A 22,355-nucleotide genomic window follows, 5' to 3' on the forward strand; every position below is an offset into this window, starting at 1 on the left:
ACTTGCTCTCTCTTTTTTTATTTATATATCTAATAATAGCGAGGTATTTTCGAAAAGGAATGACAGAATATGAATATAACAGGATGCGTTATAACAAAGGACGAGGAAACAAACATTGAAAAGTGTTTAAATAGTTTAAAGGAAACCACTTCAGAAATCATTGTAGTTGATACGGGGTCGACTGATAATACAGTTCAAATAGCAAGGGATTTAGGCGCCTCGATTTATCATTTTAAGTGGGAAAATGATTTCTCTAAAGCTAAAAACTACGCCTTATCAAAGGCAACAGGAGATTGGATTATTTTTCTCGATGCAGACGAGTATATTGAACAACATAGTTTAAAAGAAATAATGAATTGTGTAAGGATTGCCAAAACTAATGGATATGATGGAATCTTATCAACTCTAATTAATTACAATACAGAAACAACTGAAATTCAAAGTACAGTTCAAACTTTAAGGATATTTAGAAGAGATTCTAATTTAAAATATTTCGGAGCTATTCATGAAACCATTAAGCATGTCACTAAACAACTTAAATTACTTGATTTCAGTAAGGAAATTTCAATAATTCACACAGGGTACTCAAATAATGAAATTGAAAGGAAACAAAAAGGGCAGAGGAATTTATTATTATTGTTATCAGATGAAAAGAAGAACACGAATAATCATGATATAAATTTTTATCTTTCTGAGACATACAATCTTATTAAGGAATACGAACTAGCCCTGTTTTATGCTTTAAAAGCCCATGTTGAGAAGGAAACAGAGTTATTAGGGACTAAAGAAAAAAATTACTTAAATATCATAAGGTATCTAAGGAAATTAGAATATCCTAGTGAACAAGTGATAAGAATTATCAAAGAGGCAAGTTGTAAATACCCATCATATCCAGACTTTTTTGTATATATAGGTGATTTTAATAGATTTTATCAACAATTCTATGATGCAATATTTATGTATGAGAAAGCATTATTTTTAATAAATGATATTTCTCAGGTTGAAACCCAGACAACGGGATTATTAATTCCTATTTATCAACAGTTATCTAATTTGTATTATCATACCAACGACTATTCAAAGACTGTTCATGTTATTACCTCGATTTTAAATACGGATCGTTATGATTTTTCTCTATTAAATTATTTAATAAAAATACTATTAATTAATCGAGAAGACGAAATGAACATAATAAATTTTCTGGAGAAAATCTATAGGGTGGATGTACCAAAAGACCTGATATACTTATCGAAATCTGCCATTAATAATGGTTCTTATATATTAGCAAACTACTTTATGTCTTTGCTGCGCTCTTTTTCAAGTGAATTACAGGAGGAAGAATTAGAGCTCGCAATATTAAATGAAGATTATGTTATAGCCTCTCAGCAATTTTTAAGTCTATTTCATATGAAGGAGAGTGAACTCCAATATTTGAAAAAGGCAATTATATCTTCTCTTCTTTCTAAAGATGAAACTACGAGGAATAAGGTATTCCAAACGGCCTATAAGAATACTGGCATAGATCTTAAAGAACTCCTTGATGAACCGAAAAATAACCAGTACAGTCAAGAAGAGTTAGAATTAGTATTAGATATAATCAAGGAATTTTATCGTTTATCTAAATACGAGGAGATAGACAACGTACTGAAAAAAATTAAGAATGATGAAATATTACTAGCAACAGCAGAATTGTTTTATCAAAATAAAAACTTTGGTTTAGCTCTTCATTTCTTCGATGAATATTTGCACAATAAGACTGAAGTGGAAGATGAACTATATTTAAATATTTTGTGTAAATCAAGTGATAGTTTATATCAAATTGGTGAATTGGAAATTGCAGAGAAATATATAGAAAATGCATATTATATTAGCCAAAACGATTATTTTATTTATTCACTTTGGTTAAAAATTATAATGGGTTTAAAGGCTAATGAACGAATAATAGAAGTTGCGCAGAGAGCAGTTGATACGTTTCCTGATTCTAATTATTTTATTACTATATTGGAATCTCTGGGTATAACCACTCAGGTTAAAGAAGAGGAAGAAGATACTTTAAGGAGTATTCTCTATTCTGAAAGCTACCTACAAAGACTTGATGATTTAGCAGCTGATTTAATAAAAGTAGGAAAAGACCACGAAGCTATACCGATTATTAGATTTCTATCTGAAATGGGAACTATCGTTAAATAAAACAGGAGTCACATTTAAGATATGATGTTTACCGACATTGGGGATTTCTCTATAGAGAAACCCTCTTTTATTTCAATAATCTTGAAATAGTATTTATTAATTTAATTAGCTAATGGAACTCATTATCACAGAATTAACCCTAAACTATATGCTATTTCAATCCGATACTACTAGTAGCAGATTAAAATGGTGTAGTAGCAGTGGATGAAGTGAAGAACATCATATAAATAAATTATCTTAGATGCAAAGAAAAAGGAGGATTATCATGGTAAGCTCAATTCGTATGGGCGGCTTAGTCTCAGGTTTAAATACAGAATCTATAGTTAAAGATCTAATGAAGGCAGAGAGCGCTCCGTTAAATAAACTTCTTCAGAAGAAGCAAACTGAGGAATGGAGACGAGACCAATATAGAGAGATGAACGCTCTCTTATCAGACCTAAAGAACAAAACATTTGATATGAAACTACAAGGAACCTATCAAAAAAAGGTTCTGGCATCTGACAATGATACGATCGTATCAGCAAAACAAAAAGGTAACCCAACCGCTTCTGTATATAATGTTGAAGTAGATGTGCTTCCAACAGCAGCTAAGGCTGCGACTGTGAAATTTTCTGCAGATAAAAACTTGAAAGATGGAACTATTGCACTTAATGAAGAGTATTCCTTTTCTATTGGTTCAGATCCTAATGATATTATTAAAGTGGAAAAAGGGGATTCCATTAACAGTATATTGGCAAAAGTTAATGCTCTTTCTTCGAAAACAGGTGTGACTGCAAGTTATTTGCAGGATGATAAATCCATTACATTTACAACAAAGGCAACTGGGGCAACTGCGGCTATCACGATTAACAGTACTGATTTGCCAGCGGATAACAAACTCGGTTTATCAACAGGAACGGTAAATAGTAATGCTGCAATAACAGGATTTTCTACAAATCAAGGTTTCCAGTCATCAGCAGATGCTAAAGCACAAACCGTGAAGATTAACGGTATTCCTTATTCTGTTAATAGTACAACCTTCACATTTGATGGTGTGGAATTTAATATCAAAAGCAAAGGAACTACTAAGGTCGATTTGAAACCTGATGAAGATGCTATGTTCAAATCAATTAAGGATTATGTAGATAAGTATAATGAAATAATTGAGAAAATAAACAAAAAGGTCGATGAACGTACCTACAAAGATTTTAAACCTTTATTAGCAGAAGAGAAGCAATCCTTATCTGACAAGCAAGTTGAGCAATGGGAAGAGAAGGCTAAGAGTGGTTTATTACGTCAAGACACACTGCTCTCAACTGGACTATCTCAAATGCGTCAGGCTTTGATGTCTAATGTAAAAGGCAGCGGTATGGATACGAAGCTTGATAGTCTCACTGAAATTGGAATTACTACCGGAGCGTATAACGAGAATGGTAAACTATATATTAGTGAAACGAAGTTACGTGAAGCTATTTCGAAAAATGGAAATGCTGTAATGGACCTGTTTACGAAGACGAGCAGCTCCACAGATCCTGCTACAAAGTTTAATGAGAGCGGGCTAGCGGAGCGCTTATATAATCAACTTAATAGTACGATGACCAAGCTTACTGAAAAGGCGGGCAGTAATGCTTCGCTTGTAGATAAGAGTATCCTTGGTGAGGGCTTGAAAAGAATTAATTCGGATATAAGCAGATGGGAAAGTCGATTGCAGGATAAAGAAAGTAGATATTGGAAGAAGTTCACTGCGATGGAGACTGCAATGAATAAAGCAAATGCTCAAGGAAACTGGTTATCACAACAACAAGGTTGAGTTAACTAAGTAATAACGAAATATTCAGTTTATCGAAGCTTCAGAAAGAGAGGGTTAGTGCTTATGAATGCCCCTCTAGATTCTCTGCTCAACGATTTTTTAATATACACGCTTTCGTTAGAGAAGAGAGTATTAGACGAATATAGTGAACCCGAAGAGTGGCTTGAGCTTCTTAGTAAGAGACAAGAGCTTATAGATCATATTTCAGAATTGTTAGAGCAAGGTGTTTCTTTCACAGATACGCAAAAAAAGGTGTATCTTCAGCCAGCTTATGAAGCGGATAAGAAAATTGCTCCGCTCATGGATGTGAGGAAACGAGACCTTGAATCAGACATGGTCAATATGAAGAAAACACAAGCAGTAAATCAGCAGTATGGCGAATACGGCAGCTCCTATTCGGCATACGGTGCGTTTTTTGATAAAAAGAAATAAAGCAATAATGGGCTTCTCCTAGGAGAAGCCTGTTTTTATTTCATATATTTAGAAAAAATGACACTATCAAATCACAAGTTTTCTTCTAACACAAAAGTGAATAGTTGCCGATATATAAATTAGGACTATTGATGCGGAAGGAATGATAGGTAATGAACACTAATATACCGTCAACAGGGGCAATTAACTCGTTGAGTCGAAGTACTGCTAGTATTGAAAGTAGTAATTCTGTAGTAGAAAAAGTAAGTGTTAACGGGGCAAGCGACTCGCAAAATCTATCTAAATTTACTAGCTCAGCAGAATTGAAAAAAGCAGAGGCCCGCGGTGAGCATGTCGCCATTAGCGAAGAACAGCTGGTTAAGGCCATTGATAGAGCAATTAAGGCCATCGAAGGGAAAAGCACAAACCTAGAGTTTTCTGTGCATAAACAAACGAATATCATTTCAGTGAAAGTATTAGACAGTACATCGGGTGAAGTCATTCGTGAAATTCCTCCAGAGAAAACGTTGGATTTTGTCGCTAAAATGTGGGAAATGGCTGGTATACTTATCGATAAGAAAGGCTAATTCATTATTGTAAGATGATGAACTCACACAGCACATAAATGACATTTTAATTTAGTTCTAGGAGGATAAACAATGCAACTTCAACAACGTAATAAGTATCTTCAAAGTACGATTCAAACAGCTACCCCAGGACAACTACTTATTATGCTCTACGATGGCGCTATCCGTTTTTGCCGTCAAGGAATTGAAGCGATCAAGGAACAACGCTATGAAGACGCAAATATAAGCCTTTTAAAAGTACAGGACATTATAAGTGAGTTCATCATTACGATTGATCGCTCTAACCCTATTTCAGAAAACTTGCTTAAATTATACGAATATTTTAACACTCGCCTAATTGAAGCGAATATGAAGAAAGATATAGAGCCGGCAGAAGAAGTGCTTGCTCATCTGATTGATTTAAAAGAAACTTGGATGCAGGCTGCTAAACAATACAATCAATTAGCTGCTCAAGCGAATGGCAATACATTCAAACAAACACAATCAACAGTTGTTTAATTAAAATAACGCTTGAGAGCCGCCCAATGGGTGGCTTTATTTTTTTCTGCATTTCCCATGCCCAGGTAGTATAATCCAGCTTTCGACACGATCCGATAAACGGCATAAACAGCTCAAAACCAAAATGTATTCGCTTACAATAAATTGTTTGACAATTCAATAAAGTGGGTGTTATAGTCAAATTGTGGGTTATACAAAGCGATGCCTCACAGTATTTGAAGATGAAGGGAATGTTTGCACATGCAAGGTAAAGTTAAATGGTTTAACGCAGAAAAAGGTTATGGATTTATCGAGACTGAGCAAGGCGGCGACGTATTTGTTCATTTCTCCGCTATCCAAACTGAAGGTTTCAAAACTCTTGAAGAAGGCCAATCCGTCGAATTCGATATTGTTGAAGGCGCTCGTGGTCCACAAGCAGCTAACGTAGTTAAACTGTAATTATCCGGCTGATCCAGCCAACCTATAATTTGGATCATTAAACAAGTAACTTACACCAAGCTCCGGGAAACCGGGGCTTTTTTTTGTTGTCTGAAGTGAAATAGGTGTCCGTGACTAAGTTGTGACAAGTCTAGTAGTTCTATAGTTTTATTTATCTGAATATTCTAAATTGATAAAAAACTATTTTGATTTGAACGCCTACATATGCTATAATAAGACTATGTAAAGGAGGAGTTCCCCATGAACTACAACATTCGAGGTCAACACTTTCAAGTGACAGACGCATTGAGAGACTACGTCGAAAAGAAACTCAGCCGATTGGATAAATATTTTGAAGCACCAATCACCTCCGAAATTAACGTAACACTATCCGTCACCAAAGGGAAACATGCAGTTGAGGTGACCATACCGCTCACCGGTGTCATGCTAAGAGCCGAGGAGAAAAGCGAGGATATGTACGCATCGATTGATCTGGTTGCGGACAAACTCGAACGACAAATACGTAAACATAAAACTAAAGTAAATCGTAAGTTCCGTCAAAGCAGCGGTGTACGCGCTCTATTTAAAGAAGAAGGCTCCGCGGTGGGCGTTCTGGAAGAAGAGGATGATCTAGAGCTCGTTCGTACTAAGCGTTTTGCACTCAAGCCTATGGATGTGGAAGAAGCGATTTTGCAAATGAATATGGTCGGACATAATTTCTTCGTCTTCTCGAATGTGGACAACAAAGAGGTCAGTGTTGTGTACAAACGAAGTGACGGGAAATATGGTTTAATTGAGCAAGGCTAGCAATCATTATACACAACATTGAAGAGCCTTTTCTCCTTTATGGAGAGAGGCTTTTTCTTTTACAATCATCCTCGTTGCGGCGGTGTCGACAAACTGATACAATTTAATGCAAAGAGGCGTTACTACGAAAGGGGAATTCCATGCTCGGATTAGTGAAAAAGATATTTGGTGACCATAACGAGCGCGAGGTAAAGCGGATCCAACGGACGGTAGATGAAATAAATGCGATTGAGTCAAAATTCACTGCTTTATCTGACGATGCGCTTCGCGCGAAAACTGAGGAATTCAAAGCAAGAATTGAAAAAGGCGAGACATTAGATAAAATATTGCCTGAAGCTTTTGCAACAGTTAGAGAAGCATCCAAGCGTACGCTTGGCATGCGTCACTTTGATGTGCAGCTGCTCGGCGGTATCGTTCTTCATGAAGGTAAAATTGCGGAGATGAGAACGGGTGAAGGTAAAACGCTCGTTGCGACGCTTCCGGTTTATTTGAACGCATTGCTTGGCAAAGGCGTACATGTTATCACGGTCAATAATTATCTAGCGCAACGTGATAGCGAGCTTATGGGACAGCTGTATGGCTTCCTAGGCATGACTGTCGGATGTAACCTTCACGGCTTGTCGCATGACGAGAAGCAAGAAGCATATGCATGCGATATTACGTATGGTACAAATAATGAATTTGGTTTTGATTATCTGCGTGACAACATGGTGCTATACAAAGAACAAATGGTTCAGCGTCCTCTTTATTTCGCCATTATCGATGAAGTGGATTCCATTCTTGTCGATGAAGCGCGGACTCCGCTTATTATTTCTGGACAGGCTGCTAAATCAACAGAGCTCTACTTCGCCGCAGACCGCTTTATTGGCCGTTTGAAGCCTGAAGAGGATTTCACGATCGATATTAAGCTTCGCAGCGTTATGCTGACTGAGGCAGGCGTTGAGAAGACGGAGAAGGCATTCCAAATCGAGAACCTATTCGATCATGCGAATGTAACGCTCAACCACCACATACAGCAAGCGCTGAAAGCAAACTTCATTATGAAGCGCGATGTGGATTATGTTGTGGAAGAAGAAGAAGTTGTCATCGTTGATGAATTTACTGGTCGTCTAATGTCTGGACGTCGTTATAGCGATGGTCTTCACCAAGCGATTGAAGCGAAGGAAGATCTGAAGGTTCAGAACGAGAGCATGACCCTTGCGACAATTACATTCCAAAACTACTTCCGTATGTATCGCAAGCTTGCTGGTATGACGGGTACTGCAAAGACAGAGGAAGAAGAGTTCAAGCGTATTTATGGACTCGACGTTATTCAAGTGCCTACTAACCGTTCGATGATCCGTAAGGATATTGCCGATGTTGTCTACAAATCCGAACTCGGTAAATTCAAAGCGGTCGTGGAAGAAATCGTAGAACGCCACAGTAAAAATCAACCAGTGCTCGTAGGTACAATTTCTATCGAGAACTCGGAGAAATTATCAGATATGCTGAAGCGCAGAGGCGTTACGCACAAAGTGCTCAACGCGAAGTTCCATGCGGAAGAGGCAGAAATTATTTCGAGAGCTGGTCAAGCAGGCTCCGTAACGATCGCAACGAACATGGCTGGTCGTGGTACCGATATTTTGCTAGGTGATGAGGTTGCTGAACTAGGCGGTTTGCACATCATTGGTACAGAGCGCCATGAAAGCCGTCGGATCGATAACCAGCTGCGTGGTCGTGCTGGACGTCAAGGCGATCCAGGTTCATCACAGTTTTATCTATCGCTTGAGGATGAGCTGATGCGCCGCTTCGGTTCTGAGAATATTATGGGCATGATGGATAAGCTAGGACTGGATGAGGATCAACCGATTGAGAGCCGGATGATTTCTAGAGCGATTGAATCCGCGCAGAAACGCGTTGAGGGCAATAACTTTGACATTCGGAAAGTTGTCCTACAATATGATGATGTTATGAACCAACAGCGTGAGGTTATCTATAAGCAGCGCCGTGATATTCTTGGTTCGGAGAACATTCGCCAAGAAGTTATGGAAATGCTTAAGCCTGTCATCGAACGTATAGTTGAAGCTCACTGTTCGGAGGATATTCCGGAGGAGTGGGATCTTCAAGCCATCGTTGATTATGCGCAAGCGAACTTCCTGCAAGAAGGATCTTTGACCAAGGAAGAGATTTGGGGCAAAGAGAAGGAAGAAATCATCGATTACATTTATGCTGAAGTCGTTGCTTCCTATGATGAGCGTGAAGCAGAGCTTGGGGAAGAAACGATGCGCGAATTCGAGAAGGTGGTTGTGCTTCGTGCGGTAGATAGCAAATGGATGGATCACATTGATGCGATGGATCAGCTCCGTCAAGGTATCCACCTGCGTGCATACGGCGGTACGGATCCGCTTCGTGAATATCAATTTGAAGGCTTCGAGATGTTCAAGGAAATGATCGAGAGCATCCACGAGGAAGTTGCAAGATACATTATGAAGGCACGCGTAGAGAGCAACCTGGAGCGTCAAGAAGTAGCTCAAGGCCAAACGACTACAACAAGCGGCGGCGGAGAAGCTATGGAGAAACGCCCTGCTAAGCGTGAGGACCGTGTAGGTCGTAATGATGCATGTCCTTGCGGCAGCGGCAAGAAATACAAGCAGTGCCACGGCAAGTAAGGAACGGCATCAAACAGCATGGCATAAAATAAAGAATGAACCATTATTTTGAGGTGAAGCGGAAGCTATGATAGACATAACGGTTAAACAAGACCTGCGTGAAATGGCTAAGCGGCTCCAAGAGCTTAGGGGGTCCCTTTGACTTAGATCTTAAGCAAGAAATGATTGCTAATTTCGAGGAGAAGATGACTTTCCCTGATTTTTGGGATGATAATGACAAAGCGCAAAGCGTTATTTCTGAGCTTAATGCGGTGAAGTCAGTTGTGGATCATTACGACGGGTTGAACAGCGAGCAGGAAGATCTTCAGATGATGCTGGAGCTGGCGGAAGATGAAGGCGATGAGTCGCTTGCATCAGACGTCGTGAGCGGCGTGGAGAAGCTCATGCGCAAGATTAGCGAGTTCGAGCTTCAACTGCTGCTTAATCAGCCTTACGATAAGCTTAATGCGATTCTTGAGCTTCATCCTGGCGCTGGCGGTACGGAGTCTCAGGACTGGGGTTTAATGCTTTACAGGATGTACACGCGCTGGGCGGAGAAGAGCGGCTTCAAGGTTGAGCTTCTTGATTACTTGCCCGGTGATGAGGCCGGTATTAAAAGTGTCACCATTTTGGTGAAGGGCTTTAATGCTTACGGGTATTTGAAGGCAGAGAAAGGCGTACACCGTTTGGTTCGCATTTCTCCGTTTGATTCTGCGGGTCGTCGTCACACGTCGTTTGCTTCCTGTGATGTAGTCCCAGAAATCGATGACAGCATTGAGATCGAAATCCGAACTGAAGATCTGAAGGTAGATACGTACCGCGCGAGTGGAGCAGGCGGACAGCACGTCAATAAGACGGAGTCGGCTATACGTATTACCCACATCCCTTCAGGCATTGTGGTTGCTTGCCAGCAGGAGCGTTCACAAATTCAGAACCGGGAACGTGCGATGAAGATGCTTCGTTCTAAGCTGTATGATCGGAAGATCGAGGAGCAGATGAAGCATTTGGCGGAAATACGCGGCGATCAATCGGAAATCGCGTGGGGAAGCCAAATCCGTTCTTATGTTTTCCATCCCTATAGCATGGTGAAGGATCACCGCACTTCTGTAGAGACAGGTAATGTCGGCGCGGTTATGGATGGAGACATCGACCCTTTTATCGATGGATATTTGCGTCATCAGATTCGTCACGATTAATTTTCGACCATATACAAATGGATAGCTTCAGTGAAGAGTTCCAACACGGTAAACGTGTGGAACTCTTCTTTTTGCGATAATCGGCTTGCGAGGAGATAAAAAGGGATGAAAGAAAGCACGGCGAAGCGGAGAAAAGGTGGACGCAGTTATAGTCCGCGAACCCAATCCGTATGGAATATAGTTCAGCTTCTGATTGGTTCAGCTATCGTAGCGATTAGCTTCAATATGTTCATGGTACCCAATGGAATCGCTTCTGGGGGCGTATCGGGTATATCTATTCTCGTCCAAAGAGCAGCAGGCATTACTCCTGCTGTCACGCAATGGGCGATTAATATACCGCTGTTTATCGCGGGTTTGTGGCTGCTTGGCAAACGATTTGGCGCAAAAACAGCGCTAGGATCGATTATTTTGCCGCTATTTGTGCTGCTGTCAAATGGTTGGCCATCACCTACGGACAATCCGCTGCTTGCGGCTATTTATGGCGGTATCGGGGTTGGTCTAGGGCTCGGACTTGTTTTTCGAGGAGGGGCTTCAACAGGCGGCTTGGATTTAGCTGCGCAAATTTTACATCGCTACACAGGCCTTCCGCTTAGCTTGGCGATCGTTTGTTTCGACGGCTGCGTCATTATTGCGGCTGGAATAATCATTTCTCCTGAGGTTGCGCTATACGCTTTGATTGGTTTATTCGTGACAAGCAAGACGATTGATTTTGTACAAAGCGGATTGCAGCTATCTAAGGTAGCTTTTATAATCAGCGACCATTCGGATGATGTTGCCGAAGCGATTCTTAATGATTTGGATCGTGGTTTGACGCGGCTTGATGGTCATGGCGGATATACTGGCGTAGGGCGAACGGTATTGATGGTAGTAGTCGGCCAGAATGAGGTGCCGAAGCTAAAGCAAATTGTGAAGTCTATTGATCCTGGCAGCTTTGTAATAATTAGCAATACAGCAGAGGTAATTGGTCAGGGCTTTAAGCTGGACAGCTAACAAAATAATATCCAAACGATACCATTAACGAGTTTTTTGTGCTAAAATGAAAAGAGAACATTTGTTCTTGTTTTAATAAATCCATCTCTCAAACAATTCATAAATTGAGCAAAATTATCATCATTTGTTCGTTGTATTAATATGAATTCGAATGTATAATAATACGAAACAATGTGCGTATTTCCATCAACTTCCGAATGTTGTACAATTATAAGTTGTGGAAGAAAACATCCTTTCCGCGTGCGGAAAGAGCAATAGATGAAGCTGCATAGCAGGGGAAAAGATAGCTTGCAGCATCTAGTTTCGGGGAGAGATTAACATGAGCATAAAGGTGAAAATAGCGATTATCGGCTCAACTGGCTATGGCGGTGTAGAACTCATTCGATTGCTCGCATCCCATCCGCTGGCAGAGGTGGCATCGGTCATTTCGTCATCCAGCGCAGGTACGTCAATAACAGAAGGATATCCACACCTCATCGGCATTAGCGAAGAGCTTCTTGATGATGTCAATCCTGCTGCGATTAAAGCAAAGGCAGATGTTGTATTTCTAGCTACACCTGCTGGCGTGGCAGCTAAGCTGGTACCAGCTTTGCTTGAAGTTGGTTTGAAAATTATTGATCTATCAGGAGATTTCCGCTTGAAATCGCCAGCATTATATGAGCAGTGGTATAAGAAGCCTGCAGCGGATGAGGCTTACTTGAAGCAAGCCGTGTTTGGCCTTGCTGAAATATACGGCGACCAAGTGAAGGATGCTCCATTTATTTCTAATCCAGGTTGTTACCCAACTGCGACGCTGTTAGGGCTTCTCCCAGCTGTCAAAGAAGGCTGGATTGACCCAGCTACTATTATCATTGACGCCAAGTCAGGCGTTTCCGGTGCTGGCCGCGGTGCGTCGCTAGGCACTCATTATTCAGAACTTAATGAAAATTTAAGAGCATATAAGCTAAATCAGCATCAACATATTCCAGAAATTGAAATGGTTTTATCTCATACGGCTAATAAGCCAGTCGTGACTACTTTTACAACTCATCTCGTGCCAATGACGCGCGGCATTATGTCTACGATGTATGCTGTCGTACAAGGCGAGCGGAGCACTAGCGACTTTATTGATCTCTACCGTTCCTACTATGAAGGACGCAAGTTTGTACGTATTCGTCCAGAGGGACAATGGCCTTCTACTAAAGAAGTTTGGGGCTCCAACTATTGCGATATCGGCTTTGCCGTCGATGAGCGTACGAATCGTGTAACTATCGTTTCTGTTATCGACAACCTGGTTAAAGGCGCTGCGGGTCAAGCGATTCAAAACTTGAACCTGATGATGGGCTGGGACGAGACGCTCGGTTTGCAATTCGTTCCCGTTTATCCTTAATTAATAACGAAAACATTCCTACTGATCTTATAACCATACTCATACAGGTGAAGGAGATACGATTTTACGATGGGACAGGATAAAACAGCCTTGTTCTCGGTCGTCGCTGACGGCTCGATAACAACGCCTCAAGGCTTCAAAGCAGGTGGATTGCACTGTGGTCTCAAAAAAACGACGCGTCACGATCTTGGCGCAATCGTATGCGAGGTTCCAGCAGCAGCAGCGGGCGTATATACAACGAATGTATTTCAAGCTGCTCCGCTTCAAGTAACTCGTGAGAGTATCGGTGCTGGCGGCGTCCTGCGTGCTGTGCTTGTAAATAGCGGCAATGCGAATGCGTGCACAGGCAAGCAAGGCGAAGCGGACGCATACGAAATGCGCTCTAGATTTGCGGAATCAATCGGCGTATCTTCTGAACAGGTAGCCGTAGCATCTACAGGCGTTATTGGCGAGCTTTTGAAAATGGACAAAGTACGCGCAGGCATCGATGGCCTGCCTGCTAAGCTGGGCGGAGATCGCGCAGGCGCGGATGATTTTTGCCAAGCGATTTTAACGACAGATTTGGTTCAAAAGATGGTATGCGTCGAGCTTGAACTAGACGGCAAACGTGTATATGTCTCAGGTGCAGCCAAAGGATCCGGTATGATTCATCCGAATATGGCGACGATGCTTGGATTTGTAACGACAGATGCAGCCATTGGAAGCGAAGCGCTTCAGAAGGTGCTGCGCCTTGCGACGGATCTGACTTTCAATATGATTACCGTTGATGGAGATACAAGCACGAACGATATGCTGGTGGCTATGGCGAGTGGACTTGCTGGCAACTCGGAGCTGACAGAAGCCCACGAAGGCTGGGCAGCTTTTGTAGCGGCTATCCGTCATGTATGCGAGGTGCTTGCCAAAGCGATCGCCCGTGATGGCGAAGGCGCAACTAAGCTCGTTGAGGTGCAAGTGAACGGTGCAGTAAGTGACGATTCAGCACAAGCGATTGCAAAGACGGTTATTGGATCGTCACTTGTGAAGTCGGCCGTGTTTGGAGCGGACGCGAACTGGGGACGTATTATTGCGGCAGTAGGCCGTGCAGGCCAGCCGGTTAATCCGGAGACAGTGGACATTCGTCTTGGCGATATTTTGACGCTTGAGCAATCCCGTCCTGTTGTATTTGATGAAGAGGTTGCCTTGGAATATTTGAAAGGCGATACCGTTGTTATTCGCGTTGACTTACATAATGGCGAAGGAACGGCAACAGCATGGGGCTGCGATTTGACCTATGACTATGTTCGCATTAATGCGGCATATCGGACATAAGCAAAGTAGATGCTTGGAGGGTATGGAACAGTGACGGAGCAACGATTTGTAATGAAATGCGGAGGCAGTACGCTAGCGGCGCTTCCTAACAGCTTTTTTGACGAGTTGCGGGAGCTTCAGCTCTCTGGCGTTCTTCCGGTCATCGTACACGGCGGTGGCCCAGCAATATCGGAAACGCTTGGCAAGCTGGGGATCGAGACGGGATTTGTTAACGGTCTGCGTGTAACAAACGATGCTGTGCTTGACATCGTTGAGATGGTGCTAGCAGGACGTATCAATAAAGAAATTGTGCGTAAAATTCAAATCAACGGTGCGAAGGCACTCGGACTATCCGGGGTGGACGGCAAGCTCATTCAAGCGCAGCCAGTTGCGAATGCTGCCGAGATTGGTTTTGTTGGCGACGTAACCGATGTAAATGCTGAGATTATTGAAGGTGTCATGGGCATGGGTTACATTCCGGTTATTGCACCAATTGGTATTGATGATCAAGGGCAGCGCTACAACATTAATGCGGATACGGCTGCAGGCGCTGTTGCGTCCCATCTCGGAGTAGAGCGAATGATCGTTGTAACGGATGTGCCCGGCATTCTCAAAACAATAGATGGACAGAAGCAGGTGCTTCCCGTTGTCTCCGTTGCTGAGATCGAAGAGATGATAACGAGCGGTGAGATTTACGGCGGCATGATTCCAAAAGTTCGCGCAGCCATTCAGTGCATCCAAGGACGTGTGCGTGAAGTTGTGATCGTAAGCGGCGAGGAGCCGGGTGTGCTGACGAGAGCGGTACGCGAAGGCGGCGTCGGTACACGAATTGTTCAAATCTATGAAGGGCGGGTGTAAGGTCGATGAGTGAAACGAATGCAACAGCTGCAGCTGACCAATCTCTTTTTCCAACCTATGCAAGATATCCAATGGCATTGGTAAAAGGTGAAGGCAGCTGGTTATGGGATGATAAAGGAAATAAATATCTTGATTTTATGAGCGGTATTGCTGTTACAAATCTAGGTCATGCTCCTAAACAAATCAAAGCGGCGCTTGTTAAGCAGCTCGATGAATTGTGGCATGTATCAAATCTGTTCCATATTCCGAACCAAGCGGATGCAGGCAAGCTCATTACCGACAATAGCTGCGCGGATGCTGTATTTTTCTGCAACTCGGGCGCTGAAGCGAATGAAGCGGCTATCAAGCTTGCACGCCGTTACAATCAGATGGTACTGAACAATGGTCGGTTCGAAATTATTACTTTTGAGCAATCGTTTCATGGCCGTACGCTAGCTACGCTTACGGCAACTGGCCAGGATAAGGTGAAGGAAGGTTTTGCGCCGCTGCCGGCTGGCTTCAAAACCATCCCGCTGAACGATTTCGCTGCGCTTGAAGCGGCTGTATCTGATCAGACTGCAGCAGTCATGCTGGAAATGGTGCAAGCGGAGGGCGGTATTTATCCGGTTGATCCAGGTTATATGAAGGCGCTTGTTGCGTTATGCGAGAAGCAAGGCATCCTTCTTATTGTGGATGAGATTCAAACAGGAATGGGGCGTACAGGCAAGCTGTTCGCATATGAGCACTACGGCATTGAGCCTGATATTTTCACGATGGCGAAAGGTCTTGGAAGCGGCTTTCCTGTTGGCGCGATGGCAGCAAAGGAAAAGCTTCGTGAAGGCTTTACCGCAGGCAGCCATGGCTCAACTTTCGGCGGGACGCCGATTGCAACAGCAGTTGTAAAGGCAACTCTAGAGACAATTGTTGGTGACAATTTATCGGAGCGCGCAGCGCAAAAAGGCGAATATCTCATTTCGCAGCTTCGCGAGAAGCTTGCAGGAAATGAATTTGTTCATGAGGTTCGCGGGCTTGGCCTGCTAGTAGGCATTGCATGCGCAGAGCCGATTGCCGATATTTTGAACGAGGCTCAGACACGTGGTCTAATCGCCATTTCGGCAGGACCAAATGTCATCCGCCTATTGCCTAATTTACTCGTTACGGATGAAGAAATAGATATTGCTGTTGCGTTATTAGTCGAACTATTGGAAGCGAAGCGACCAGTCGTTAAATCATAAATGCTAGAACATTGTTTTAAGCTGAAGGAGGGCTCTACCATGCAAGGAATAGTAAACGAGGATTTGGCGCAAAGCTTGAAGGGGCGCGACTTTCTCATGCTGGTTGATTTTAAGCCGGAGGAAATTCGTTATTTGATCGACCTAGCGATTGATTTGAAGCAAAAACAAAAAGCAGGCGAAACTCACCATATTTTAAAAGGCAAGACGCTTGGCATGATCTTTGAAAAATCGTCTACACGTACGCGCGTTTCGTTCGAAGTTGGGATGTATCAGCTTGGCGGTCAAGGTCTATTCCTAAGTGGAAATGACCTGCAAATCGGTCGCGGCGAAACGATCTGGGATACAGCCCAAACGTTGTCCCGTTATCTAGATGGTATTATGATTCGTACATTTGCGCATCGCAAAGTGGTTGAGCTTGCTCGTGGAGCGACGATTCCGGTTATTAACGGTTTGACGGATCTTTCACATCCATGCCAAGCGCTTGCGGATTACCAAACCATTCTTGAGCAAAAGGGTCGTTTGGAAGGCTTGAAAATTGCCTATATCGGCGATGGCAACAATATGACTCATTCCCTGTTGATGGGCGCTGCGAAGCTTGGCCTTCATATGTCAGTTGCGACTCCTGAGGGTTACGAGCCTGATGCAGATATTATTCAGCAAACGAAGGATCATGCTGCTGAGACAGGCTCGCAAATTCATATTTGCCGCGATCCGAAGGAAGCTATTGCTGACGCTGATATCGTGTACACGGATGTGTGGGCGAGCATGGGTCAAGAAGCAGAGCAGAAGGAACGCGAGATTGCTTTTGCGGCCTATCAGGTTAATGAGGCGATTACAAAATATGCGAAGAAGGACTATCTCTTCATGCACTGCTTGCCTGCACACCGCGGCGAAGAAGTGAGCGAAGGCGTAATCGACGGCGATCGTTCGATTATTTTCGACCAGGCAGAGAACCGTCTTCATGCACAAAAAGCGATTATGGCAGCAATTATGTCCTAGCTTAAACGCTATAAATATATKAATTTATTCGAAGGGAAGTAAAACAATACTATGGCAAAAGAAAAAATCGTACTCGCCTACTCCGGAGGCTTGGATACTTCGGTTATCCTCAAATGGTTGAAAGAAACTTATGACGCAGAAATCATCGCATTTACAGCAGATATCGGTCAAAAGGATGAGCTGGACGGCTTGGAAGCAAAAGCACTCGCAACGGGCGCTTCTAAAGTGTACATCGACGATCTTCGCGATGAATTTGCCAAAGACTTCATCTACCCGATGTTCCAAGCGGGAACGCTTTATGAAGGCCAATATTTGCTCGGTACTTCCATTGCCCGTCCGCTTATCGCTAAGCGTATGGTTGATATTGCTCGCGCAGAAGGCGCAGCTTATATCGCACACGGCGCTACAGGCAAAGGCAACGATCAGGTTCGTTTTGAGCTGACTGCTGCTGCACTTGCTCCTGAGATCGGCGTTATCGCGCCATGGCGCCTTGAAGCATTCCGTGAAGAATTCCCGGGTCGTGCGGAAATGATCGCTTATGCAGAGAAACACAATATTCCAGTTACGGCGTCTGCTGCGAAGCCTTATTCGACAGACCGCAACCTGCTGCATATCAGCTTTGAGAGCGGTATGCTGGAAGATCCTTGGTTCGATCCTAGCTCTGAAGAAAACGAAAGCATGTATGTGCTAAGCGTATCTCCTGAGAATGCGCCGGATAAAGCAGAATATGTTGAGCTTACTTTTGCAGAGGGCAATTGCACAGCTATTAACGGCAAAGAGCTTAGCCCGCTAGAAGTTATGGATACGCTGAATGAGCTTGGCGGCAAGCACGGCATCGGACGCGTTGATATGGTTGAGAACCGTTTCGTCGGCATGAAGAGCCGCGGCGTGTACGAAACACCGGGCGGCACAATTTTGTTCACAGCTCACCGCAAAATGGAATCATTAACAATGGACCGCGAGGTTATGCATCYTCGTGATTCGTTGATTGCAAAATATAGCCAGCTCGTATACAACGGCTTCTGGTTCGCGCCTGAGCGTCTTGCTTTGCAAGCACTTGTGACGGAATCGCAAAAAAATGTGAGCGGCGTTGTTCGCTTGAAGCTGTATAAAGGAAATGTTATCGGAGCAGGCGTACAAAGCCCAGTGAGCTTGTACAACCCTGATATTGCAACGATGGAAGCTGATCCAACGCAAGCATACGATCAAGGGGATGCGACTGGCTTCATCCGTCTGAACGCATTGCGTCTAAAAGTATCGTCGGCAGTTAGCAATAAATAAGGTTTACAAGGGAGTGTTACGAACCAGTGAGTAAATTATGGGGCGGTCGTTTTACAAAAAAAACGGACCAATTGGTAGAGGAATACACAGCATCAATCATGTTCGACAAGGAACTCGCTGAAGAGGATATTCAAGGAAGTCTGGCTCATGTAACGATGCTGGGCAAGCAAGGTATTCTTCCGCTGGATGACGTTGAGAAGATTAAGGACGGGCTGCACCGCGTCCTTCAACGCATCAAACGTGATGATATCGAGTTCTCAATCGGAGACGAAGATATCCATATGAATATCGAAAAGACGCTAATCGACGATGTTGGTTCTGTAGGCGGCAAGCTGCATACAGGACGCAGCCGGAACGATCAAGTGGCGACGGATATGCATTTATGGCTTCGCAAGCGCGTTGTCGAGTTCGTAGATATGCTTTATAAGCTTCAATCTGCACTTATCGAGCAAGCAAAAGCTAACATTGATACCATTGTACCTGGTTACACGCATTTGCAGCGTGCGCAGCCGATCCTGTTTGCACATCATTTGATGGCTTACGTATCGATGTTTGGACGCGATATTGAGCGTTTGCAGGATAGCTACAAGCGCATCAATGTACTTCCACTTGGAGCAGGCGCTTTGGCAGGCACAACCTTCCCAATCGATCGCCATTATGTGGCGAGCCAGCTTAAGTTTGACCGTGTTTATGAGAACAGCTTGGATGCGGTAAGCGATCGTGACTTCATTGTTGAGTTTCTTGCGGACGCATCGATCATCATGATGCATCTTTCGCGCCTTAGCGAGGAGCTAATCCTTTGGTCGAGCACGGAATTCCACTTTGTTGAGCTGGACGATGCATTCTGCACAGGCAGCAGCATTATGCCGCAAAAGAAAAACCCAGACGTACCCGAGCTTGTTCGCGGTAAAACGGGACGCGTTTACGGAGACCTTGTTGGCTTGTTGACGGTTCTTAAGTCACTGCCTCTTGCTTACAACAAAGACATGCAGGAAGACAAAGAAGGCATGTTCGATACGGTGAAGACGCTGCAAGGCGCGCTTCAGCTGTTCGCTCCAATGATCGCAACGATGAAGGTGAACAAGGAACGGATGCGTCAAGCCGTTAATCAGGACTTCTCGAACGCAACAGATATTGCGGACTTCCTTGTTGGCAAAGGCTTGCCTTTCCGCCAAGCGCATGAGGTTATCGGCAAAACGGTATTGTATTGCATCGAGCAAAACAAATACTTGCTGGACCTGACGCTGGAAGAGTTCAAAAAGTTCTCATCGTTGTTCGATGATCGCATTTATGCCGTGCTTCAACCAGAACAGGTTGTTAATGCTCGTAACGTTTACGGCGGCACAGCAAAAACACAAGTGCAAGATGCGATTGGTCGCGCAGAGGTGGCTCTAGAGCAAACTGCAGCTTGGGTGACCGAGTATCTTGAACGCAGCAGATAATGGATATCGTTCTTTAGCGAAATAAAGTTTATAAAATAAAAAGCAGTTCAGCGTTGCCTTGGAGGCAGCGATCTGAACTGCTTTTTTTGCTATATTCGTTAGCAGCCCGCATTTTGCTTGCACCGTTCTCCTAAAAAACGCCGTCCTCAAGCAGCGGCTCTGTCGTTTGCTGTGGCGGAGTCGGCGTTGCCGACGGCCCTTTCCCGCCTTTCATTGGACCAACCTCGATGATGGTTGGCTGAGCCTTGTACGTATCGCGCGACAATCGGTCACGGGAGATAACCTTGCCGTCACGCGTAAATGTACGGTATGTTTCTACCACATAACCTTGTTTTCCTGATTCTACAGTAACCTTCTGGCCTGGCGATAGGCGAGAATTTGTTTTCTCCTGAATGGCTGGGGCAATCGTTTTGAGCGTTACCGATTCGATATCGTATTTTTCGTTTTCTTTCATCGTACCGAACAGCTTGATCGTCAGTTTGCGATCATCTACTGAGGTGCGAATGATGAGATATTTGCCCGTTGTATTTTTGAAACGAAAGTTAATCGCACCACCTGCATAAGTAGCATCTTGGCCAATAGGCAAATAAGCAACCGGCAAAGAGTGATTGCGCCGTTCAACAATTTCTAGCCCTGCTCGAAGAATAGCGTTATAAAGTGTGCTTGAGACTTGGCAAATACCGCCGCCGATACCTGGCACAAGCTTGCCGTTCAAAATAACGGGCGCCTCGCGATACTCATATAATTCCTCTGCTCTCGTAATGAGCTTGTCATAATCAAATATTTCATCTGGCGCAAGCACCCAATCATTGAGCGTTTCTGCCGTTACAGTCACGTTATGGGCGCGTCCTTCTGCGCTCGTCCTGAAATCAGTGGAAAATGATATGATTTTTCGCTCAATGCCTTCATCCCTCAATTTCTCAAGCGTCACTTCCGGATGAATGACGGTAATTGGCAGCTCAGCTTCAAAGGCCTTCTCAACAGGTGCTCCGAYATTCTCCCTTTTTATGATAACCCAATCATTTACCTGATCGGCAAGCTTCCCAGTATCCAAGCGAAAAGCATCGACATGCGGTTCGTAGATGACTTGGTCGGTATCTGTGATCCTTCGGACAGCATTTTTGGTAGCACTCTTTTCAATCCAGCTCCACTGCTTGCGAAGTGCGGCATCAAAGGCGTCTGAATTCCAAGCTTGCGAGAGCTCATATTGTTTGGGGAACTGATAGCGGTAAACGGCACGATCCCATATTTCACCTTCGTCCAGCTTCAATAATGCCTCGCGAATGGTTTTGAATTCCGCTTTATACCCAAGCTCGTTTACGGTCCACTGCTTGCTGTCGCCGGCATTAGCAGCTGCATGAATGGTAATGGTGCGCTGCTGCAGCGAGCTCTCATATTCCTCAAGCAGCTTAAGGGCATCTGTTACTTTCATGCCGCCAACAGCGATGCCGCCGGCATCAACCCCATCAGGAACTGTTTTTTGCTGTGCATAATTCCAAATAAAGCCCCAACCTACTGCTGCAATAAGAAGCAGCGATGCTGCGATGATAATGCCAATATGGATACGTTTTATGATATGAATCACTCCTTTCTGCATGTCAAGCAAAAACGCCTTCGGCGACCTCAGGACGCTGAAGCGGTTTTTGACGGAGAAATATAAGCCCTTTATAAGCTAACAAACTTATAAATGCTTATATGTTAAAAAAGCAGTCTTATATGTATATGCAGCTTACTCTGCAATTTTGTCTAATACGTAATAGGAGGTTGATTCGACAATTGCTTCGATTATGAGATTTGTGAAAAATGAGGAAAGCGAGCTCCTTATGAAGGAATTCAGCACAAACTGTCGAAATAGTAGTACTGACTATAAACAGGATGTGATAATGTGATTGAGATGCAAGACATATGGAAAACGTACACCGACGGAACGCATGCGTTAAAAGGCGTCTCTGTTCGTATAGATCGCAACGAGTTTGTTTATCTAGTAGGACCATCAGGTGCAGGTAAGTCAACATTTATGAAATTGATTTATCGCGAGGAAGTACCGACAAAAGGACAGATTTCTGTTAATGGATTTAATATAGGAAAGTTGAAGCCGCGAAAAATTCCATTTGTTCGACGAAATATTGGCGTTATTTTTCAGGACTTTAGACTATTACCCAAGTTAACCGTATTTGAAAACGTTGCATTTGCCATGGAGGTTATAGAAGCCCCAACCCGCGTCATTAAGAGGCGAACGATGGAGGTGCTTGAGCTCGTAGGACTGAAGCATAAGCATGCAAGCCTGCCGGCACAGTTGTCGGGCGGTGAGCAGCAGCGTGTATCGATTGCACGAGCGATTGTAAATAACCCATCTGTTATCGTAGCGGACGAGCCCACAGGCAACTTGGACC

The 22,355-nt window shown here is 43.7% G+C and carries 19 protein-coding genes; 18 read left to right on the forward strand and 1 reads right to left on the reverse strand.

Features of this window, described 5'->3' with window-relative positions; translation table 11 throughout:
- The first annotated feature begins 69 nt into the window (after positions 1–69).
- The 17 genes from AB4Z17_RS06200 to argH all read left to right on the forward strand — a co-directional run bounded on the left by AB4Z17_RS06200 (position 70) and on the right by argH (position 19,962).
- Entirely contained in the window at positions 70–2,190 is a 2,121-nt protein-coding gene (locus AB4Z17_RS06200; protein ID WP_441958786.1) for a glycosyltransferase family 2 protein, read from the forward strand.
- Positions 2,191–2,455: 265 nt separating this feature from the next.
- Positions 2,456–3,979 carry a flagellar filament capping protein FliD gene (gene fliD, locus AB4Z17_RS06205; protein WP_441958788.1) on the forward strand — a complete coding sequence of 508 codons (1,524 nt, stop codon included), beginning with the start codon at positions 2,456–2,458 and terminating at the stop codon, positions 3,977–3,979.
- A gap of 63 nt (positions 3,980–4,042) precedes the next feature.
- Positions 4,043–4,411 carry a hypothetical protein gene (locus AB4Z17_RS06210; RefSeq protein ID WP_441958790.1) on the forward strand — a complete coding sequence of 123 codons (369 nt, stop codon included), beginning with the start codon at positions 4,043–4,045 and terminating at the stop codon, positions 4,409–4,411.
- A 191-nt stretch (positions 4,412–4,602) separates the two neighbouring features.
- On the forward strand, positions 4,603–4,977 hold the full coding sequence (locus AB4Z17_RS06215; protein WP_441910224.1) for a flagellar protein FlaG: 375 nt from the start codon (positions 4,603–4,605) through the stop codon (positions 4,975–4,977).
- 72 nt (positions 4,978–5,049) lie between these two features.
- Positions 5,050–5,475: a flagellar export chaperone FliS gene (fliS, locus tag AB4Z17_RS06220; RefSeq protein WP_430056987.1), complete on the forward strand. Its 426-nt coding sequence runs from the start codon at positions 5,050–5,052 to the stop codon at positions 5,473–5,475.
- A gap of 240 nt (positions 5,476–5,715) precedes the next feature.
- Positions 5,716–5,913 (forward strand): cold-shock protein, encoded by a 198-nt coding sequence (locus AB4Z17_RS06225; RefSeq protein WP_028608231.1) that lies wholly within the window; start codon positions 5,716–5,718, stop codon positions 5,911–5,913.
- 240 nt (positions 5,914–6,153) lie between these two features.
- The gene (gene hpf, locus AB4Z17_RS06230; RefSeq protein ID WP_441874782.1) at positions 6,154–6,699 is read left to right on the forward strand and encodes a ribosome hibernation-promoting factor, HPF/YfiA family; all 546 of its coding nucleotides are present in this window, start codon (positions 6,154–6,156) and stop codon (positions 6,697–6,699) included.
- A gap of 140 nt (positions 6,700–6,839) precedes the next feature.
- Complete coding sequence (gene secA / locus AB4Z17_RS06235) at positions 6,840–9,347, forward strand: preprotein translocase subunit SecA (protein WP_441958792.1); 2,508 nt, start codon at positions 6,840–6,842, stop codon at positions 9,345–9,347.
- A gap of 67 nt (positions 9,348–9,414) precedes the next feature.
- A protein-coding gene (gene prfB / locus AB4Z17_RS06240) for a peptide chain release factor 2 (RefSeq protein ID WP_144376680.1) occupies positions 9,415–10,522 on the forward strand; the annotation gives its coding sequence in 2 pieces (ribosomal slippage) (positions 9,415–9,486 and positions 9,488–10,522; 1,107 coding nt in all).
- A gap of 105 nt (positions 10,523–10,627) precedes the next feature.
- The gene (locus AB4Z17_RS06245) at positions 10,628–11,512 is read left to right on the forward strand and encodes a YitT family protein (RefSeq protein WP_076266175.1); all 885 of its coding nucleotides are present in this window, start codon (positions 10,628–10,630) and stop codon (positions 11,510–11,512) included.
- 319 nt (positions 11,513–11,831) lie between these two features.
- Positions 11,832–12,881, forward strand: a complete 1,050-nt coding sequence (gene argC / locus AB4Z17_RS06250; protein WP_441958794.1) for an N-acetyl-gamma-glutamyl-phosphate reductase — start codon at positions 11,832–11,834, stop codon at positions 12,879–12,881.
- Positions 12,882–12,950: 69 nt separating this feature from the next.
- Positions 12,951–14,189 carry a bifunctional ornithine acetyltransferase/N-acetylglutamate synthase gene (gene argJ, locus AB4Z17_RS06255; protein WP_441910228.1) on the forward strand — a complete coding sequence of 413 codons (1,239 nt, stop codon included), beginning with the start codon at positions 12,951–12,953 and terminating at the stop codon, positions 14,187–14,189.
- Between the two features lie 51 nt (positions 14,190–14,240).
- Positions 14,241–15,026 (forward strand): acetylglutamate kinase, encoded by a 786-nt coding sequence (gene argB / locus AB4Z17_RS06260; protein WP_441958804.1) that lies wholly within the window; start codon positions 14,241–14,243, stop codon positions 15,024–15,026.
- A gap of 5 nt (positions 15,027–15,031) precedes the next feature.
- Positions 15,032–16,240: an acetylornithine transaminase gene (locus AB4Z17_RS06265; protein ID WP_441958796.1), complete on the forward strand. Its 1,209-nt coding sequence runs from the start codon at positions 15,032–15,034 to the stop codon at positions 16,238–16,240.
- Between the two features lie 39 nt (positions 16,241–16,279).
- Entirely contained in the window at positions 16,280–17,239 is a 960-nt protein-coding gene (argF, locus tag AB4Z17_RS06270) for an ornithine carbamoyltransferase (protein WP_339205333.1), read from the forward strand.
- Positions 17,240–17,290: 51 nt separating this feature from the next.
- Positions 17,291–18,520 (forward strand): argininosuccinate synthase, encoded by a 1,230-nt coding sequence (locus AB4Z17_RS06275; RefSeq protein WP_441958798.1) that lies wholly within the window; start codon positions 17,291–17,293, stop codon positions 18,518–18,520.
- A gap of 26 nt (positions 18,521–18,546) precedes the next feature.
- A complete protein-coding gene (gene argH / locus AB4Z17_RS06280) occupies positions 18,547–19,962 on the forward strand; it encodes an argininosuccinate lyase (protein WP_339205331.1) in 1,416 nt (471 codons plus the stop codon).
- 130 nt (positions 19,963–20,092) lie between these two features.
- On the opposite strand, the gene AB4Z17_RS06285 is transcribed toward argH, so the two are convergent.
- Positions 20,093–21,547: a VanW family protein gene (locus AB4Z17_RS06285; protein WP_441958800.1), complete on the reverse strand. Its 1,455-nt coding sequence runs from the start codon at positions 21,545–21,547 to the stop codon at positions 20,093–20,095.
- A gap of 300 nt (positions 21,548–21,847) precedes the next feature.
- Between AB4Z17_RS06285 and AB4Z17_RS06290 the strand changes: the two genes are divergently transcribed.
- The coding region (locus AB4Z17_RS06290) for a cell division ATP-binding protein FtsE (RefSeq protein WP_441958802.1) at positions 21,848–22,355 on the forward strand (508 nt) is incomplete at its 3' end.

The sequence above is a fragment of the Paenibacillus sp. TAF43_2 genome (genome assembly GCF_052113545.1).
In the GTDB taxonomy this organism is placed as follows: domain Bacteria; phylum Bacillota; class Bacilli; order Paenibacillales; family Paenibacillaceae; genus Pristimantibacillus.